The organism is Gemmiger formicilis (assembly GCF_016901605.1).
Lineage (GTDB): Bacteria > Bacillota > Clostridia > Oscillospirales > Ruminococcaceae > Gemmiger > Gemmiger formicilis_B.
Genome location: NZ_JACJKP010000196.1, coordinates 1 through 4,850, shown reverse-complemented (window position 1 = coordinate 4,850; position 4,850 = coordinate 1). Strand labels below are relative to the sequence as shown.

4 protein-coding genes and 1 pseudogene are annotated in these 4,850 nt (G+C 51.7%); 2 read left to right on the top strand and 3 right to left on the bottom strand.

What is annotated here, in order from left to right:
* Positions 1-78 precede the first annotated feature (78 nt).
* Positions 79-600: a phosphatase PAP2 family protein gene (locus H6B10_RS12595; RefSeq protein ID WP_204651927.1), complete on the top strand. Its 522-nt coding sequence runs from the start codon at positions 79-81 to the stop codon at positions 598-600.
* 42 nt (positions 601-642) lie between these two features.
* Here H6B10_RS12595 and H6B10_RS12590 read toward each other — a convergent pair whose 3' ends face one another.
* Complete coding sequence (locus tag H6B10_RS12590) at positions 643-1,263, bottom strand: flavodoxin family protein (protein ID WP_204651926.1); 621 nt, start codon at positions 1,261-1,263, stop codon at positions 643-645.
* Positions 1,264-1,380: 117 nt separating this feature from the next.
* Here H6B10_RS12590 and rlmD point away from each other — a divergent pair, with 117 nt between their 5' ends.
* Entirely contained in the window at positions 1,381-2,796 is a 1,416-nt protein-coding gene (gene rlmD, locus H6B10_RS12585; RefSeq protein ID WP_204651925.1) for a 23S rRNA (uracil(1939)-C(5))-methyltransferase RlmD, read from the top strand.
* Positions 2,797-2,867: 71 nt separating this feature from the next.
* Here rlmD and H6B10_RS12580 read toward each other — a convergent pair whose 3' ends face one another.
* On the bottom strand, positions 2,868-4,340 hold the full coding sequence (locus tag H6B10_RS12580; protein ID WP_204651924.1) for a toll/interleukin-1 receptor domain-containing protein: 1,473 nt from the start codon (positions 4,338-4,340) through the stop codon (positions 2,868-2,870).
* A 28-nt stretch (positions 4,341-4,368) separates the two neighbouring features.
* Positions 4,369-4,850: pseudogene (locus H6B10_RS12575) on the bottom strand (DEAD/DEAH box helicase); the annotation flags it as partial.

Genomic DNA, 4,850 nt, shown 5'->3' with positions numbered 1-4,850 from the left:
TATAAACGTAAGCGACTGCGTTTGACAAGCCTTTTGCGGGATGCTATCCTTATACCAGAAAATGCAGGAGGGCCGCTCATGAATGAACAACGTTACCGTGCTGTGATTGCCTGGTTTCAGGCGCGTCCGGCCGCCAAACGGGGATTGTATCTTGTCAGCCGCGGCGCGGTGGCGGGCGTATACCTGCTGTACGGCGGGCTGCTGCTTTGGCTGGCAGCCCGGCGGCAGGCCATGGTGATCCCCGCGGCGCTGGTCCCGGCGGCGGCCTTTTGGACGGGCAGTGCGCTGCGGAATTATCTGAACCGTGCCCGCCCCTATACCACACTGGGATATCAGCCGCTGTTCCCCAAAAAAGAAAAAGGCCGCAGTATGCCCAGCCGGCACTGTTTTTCCGCAGCGGCCATCGCGGTAGTGGCCGCTTATTGCAATCCACCTTTGGGGGCGGTGCTGGCGGTGCTGGCCCTTTTGATTGCGGTTTCCCGGGTGGTTACCGGGGTACATTATATCAGCGATGTGCTGGCGGGGCTTGCCTTCGGCAGCGGATTTGCGTTGGTAGGCTGGCAGCTGTATGGGCTGATCGTCCGCGCTTTGCTGGGATAAAAACAGGGCCCGGACGTACAGCGTCCGGACCCTGTCGATGATTTAGCGGATAAAGCTGGTCTTTTTGCCGGCTTCTGCCTGCGGGGGCTGAATGCCGGCCGTTTTGCCTGCTTCGATGCAGCGCAGCATCCAGGCCATGTTGCGGCCCAGGTTGCGCATGATCTGGCAGCCTTCCTCGTCCAGGGCTACCTGTTCGGCATTGCCGCCGTGTACCATGGGCCAGTAGGTGGAACTGATCAGCGGCATCTCAAAGAATTGCGGTACCTTTTCCATGGCCTCCAGGGCGGTGGTGGTTCCGGCCCGACGGGCGCTTGTTATCACTGCGGCCGGTTTGTGGCGCAGGTACGCACCGCCGCTCATGGCAAGGCGATGCATAAAGCCCAGCATGCTGCCTGCAGCCATGGCGTAATGTACCGGCGCGCCAAATACGATGCCGTCGGCTTTTTCCACCAGCGGCAGTACATCGGCGACCGGACCGCCAAATACACATTTGCCGGCTTTGGCGCATCCGCCGCAGCCCACGCAGCCGCCCACCGGCGCTGCACCGATGTGGAAAATGGTGATTTCGATTCCGGCTTCTTGCAGAACACCGGCAATTTCAGTCAAAGCAGTATAGGTGCAGCCGTTTTTGTGCGGGCTGCCATTGATCAACAGTACATTCATCGGTTTGCCTCCGTTTCCTGGCATGGTACAATATATGGCCCTGCATAAGGGCACATGCTTTGTTTCTATTGTAGCACAACGTGCAAGTGCGGGCAAATCGGTGGCGGGGGAAAAGTTATGACAAAAATCTGTTCCAATTTTCTGCAAAAGTGCGGCGGGTGCCCGCTGCTGGCAGTTCCCTATGGAAAACAACTGGCGGACAAACATGCCCGGCTGCAAAAACTGCTGGGGCGTTTTGCGCCGGTAGAACCTGTGCGTGGGATGGCGGAACCCTGGCATTACCGCAACAAGGCCATCGCCAGCTTTGCCATGAAGCAGGGCAAGCTGGTCTGCGGTTTGTATGCGGAGGGAACCCACCGTGTGCTGCCGGGGTCCGACTGCCTTTTGCAGGCCGAGGTGCTCAACCGTACCCTGGAGGCCGTACTGGAGGCGGCGCGCAGCTGCCGGTGGACTGCCTTTGATGAGGACCGCCGCACCGGATTACTGCGCCATGTGGTACTTCGTGGAACCCGGGACGGAAACGTGCTGGTCACCTTGGTCACCCCAACGCCGGAACTGCCCGGGAGCCGCAACTTTTGTGCGGCCTTGCGCAAAAAGGCGCCTTGGGTGGCCGGCGTGGTGCAGAACATCAACCCCACTTTGACCAGTGCGGTGCTGGGCAACAGGGAAAAGGTTCTGTACGGTCCCGGTTCTGTGCTGGATACTTTGTGCGGGCTTCGGTTTGCTATTTCTTCCCGCAGTTTTTATCAGGTCAACCCGGTACAGACCGAGGTCCTTTACCGGACGGCTATGGAACTGGCCGGTCTGACCGGCCGGGAACTGGTGATTGATGCCTATTGCGGAATCGGGACCATCGGCTTGTGTGCCGCTCCGCAGGCCGGGCAGGTGATCGGTGTGGAGCGTAACCCTGCCGCCGTACGGGATGCAGTGGCCAATGCCCGCCGGAATGGGCTGCAGAATGCACGTTTCTTCTGTGCCGATGCCACAGAATGGATGCGGGAAGCGGCTGCCAAAGCTCTGCACCCGGATGTGGTTTTTCTGGACCCGCCCCGGGCGGGCAGTACGCCTGCCTGTATCGAAGCGGTGGTGCGTATGGCACCTCGACGGGTGGTGTATGTCAGCTGTGACCCCGAAACGCTGGCCCGGGATGTGGCCTTGTTTGCCCGGCAAGGCTATCAGGCGCGCCGCTTTGTGCCGGTGGATATGTTCCCCCACACTCATCACGTCGAGACGGTAGTACTTTTGTCCAAACTTAATACAAAGCAACATATCGAAGTAGAGCTGAATCTGGACGAGCTGGATTTGACAGCGGCGGAGAGCAAGGCTACCTATGATGAGATTAAGGCATATGTGCTGGAGAAGTATGGTTTGAAGGTGTCCAGCCTGTATATCTCCCAGGTCAAGCGGAAGTGCGGGTTGGATGTGGGACAGAACTATAACCTGTCAAAGAAGGAAGATGCTAAAGTGCCGCAGTGTCCGCCGGAAAAGGAAGCGGCGATTATGGATGCACTAAAGCATTTTCACATGGTATAATAGTGGGCAAATGTAGAAGCAAATGCCGTGCACCAGTTTTCGAACCGGTGCGCGGCATTTTGGTAATAAGATCAAAATGGCAACTCTTGATAATGTTTATCTTTGATTGCTTGGAGCGCCTCTTGTATTCCTTTTGGACAGTTAAAAAGCAAGTTTCGTATTGATGGATACAGAGAATATTCCCGTGGATTCCCATAACTTGTCCAACTGCTTTCATGAACGAGGTTATTTTGAATTAAAAACTGTAGAGAAGTCCCATAGTTGCTTGAAAGAGTAGAGTCAAGTGAATGCTTGATCTCCCATTGCTGAATATTTCTAATCTGTCCTTCCGCCATCCAACGATCGCCAAAAGACTCGATTCTTTCATCAACAATGTAGCAAATAAATAAAAGCGTTACTGAGTCCAATGTATTGGCGTTCCATAGTTTCATAAACATATCAGAGGCTAATTTTCTATGCTTATCTACATACTCCTTCAATCCAGTGAGCAGAGACTGTGCGTTTGCGGAGTATTTTCGAAATAAATCAATCCCCAATTCCAGCGTATCATCAACCACGGAACCGCCACCAACGGAGGATAGCAAATCAAAGGCATTGTCGATATTAACTTCGAAAATCTCGTCAGTATATAGCCAAGTTCTAACCATATCTTTAGAAACCTTACGAACGTTATTTCGGATTATGTAATACAGCACAATCCGTTCATCATCAGTTGTAATTTCCAAACGATCAGAAGATAACATAACGGAAGGTTCAAATGTTTGCGATTCCCTTGTCTTTAGAAAATCGGCATATCTCCCTTTGAGTTTAGCGCTTTCATGTGTAATAATTCCGACTTTTGTACGTGGCGCAGAAACCGCTTCGCTTACAACATCGTAAATGTAAGGAATGTCCGTATCGGAATCCAATCTGCGCAATTTATACTCATTACTTAAGAAACCATACATATTGCTCGAATTGATTTCTGGCAACGCAATTGGAATTACCGGCACATCATCCTGATACCACAGAATACCTGCTTCATTCAAGCAGTAGGCACTTTGGTAGTAGTCAGTTGAAAGAATAGCAATGTTGACTACACTTTTTTTCAAGGCAGTTTTTACTTCTCCAGAAATCTTTTCATTTATGTCATTGCCAGGTAATGAGGAACAAAACACAGTTTCGCGCGGTATTCCTGTACCTGAGAAAAAATCAAGTAGCATATCAGCAATTGCTTTATCCGTTGAACGATGACTTATGAAAATAATCGGGCTCACCTTCTTTTTTTGCGAAAAATGTGCTGTTTTCTGAGCTTCGTATTCAGCAAGCTGTTCCCTATAAGTCCTGGCAGAATTAGTTAGCGTAAGGTAATAGGGTACATTATCTGCCCACTGCACATTGATATATCCTCTTTCGCGCAGTTCTCTAAGCATACCGCGCAATTCATCATCGTCTCGCTGAGATGCCTGTTCAAAACGAACACCTAGCATTTGGACTGGATTGTCGGCTTGAATAAGTTCTAGCAGAAGTTTTTCGGAATTTTCTGGAAGTTTTATAAAATCCATAGTTTGTCCTCACCGCGGTCTGAATGTGTTACAATCCCTTCACAATCTCCATAAACCGCTCCATAGAATACGCTCCTGGATAGTCCGGCTGCTTGGTCTCAAACACCATGTAATACTTATACTGTTTTCCGGCCAGCTTCGCCCACTGGTCGCCGATTTTGGCTTTTTCCTTGGATTCATCGTTGTCTAGGTGGTCGCCCTTTGTCTCCACCATCAGGATCTTCCCACTGTGGAGCATCACGATGATGTCCGGGTAAGCATGAACGGGACCGTTAATCTGGAAGCCCAGTCTGGAGATATTTCGGTGCCACCACTTTACATTGCCCAGCTCCGACAGTGCCCACACTACCTTGAACTCGTACTCGTTCATATCTTCTTCGGCAGTATAGAGCGATTTCGGCACCATCGAGGTAAATGCCGTTGGGGAGATCACCGCAGGTAGTGCATAGTTAGGCAGGCAGGATATCTTGTCCTGTTCCAGCCAGGTATCAAACACGTTGGAGCGGTGTT

Coding starts and splice junctions, on each gene's coding strand:
- H6B10_RS12595 (WP_204651927.1), top strand. CDS start 79: ATGAATGAACAACGTTACCGTGCTGTGATTGCCTGGTTTCAGGCGCGT.
- H6B10_RS12590 (WP_204651926.1), bottom strand. CDS start 1,263: ATGAATGTACTGTTGATCAATGGCAGCCCGCACAAAAACGGCTGCACC.
- rlmD (WP_204651925.1), top strand. CDS start 1,381: ATGACAAAAATCTGTTCCAATTTTCTGCAAAAGTGCGGCGGGTGCCCG.
- H6B10_RS12580 (WP_204651924.1), bottom strand. CDS start 4,340: ATGGATTTTATAAAACTTCCAGAAAATTCCGAAAAACTTCTGCTAGAA.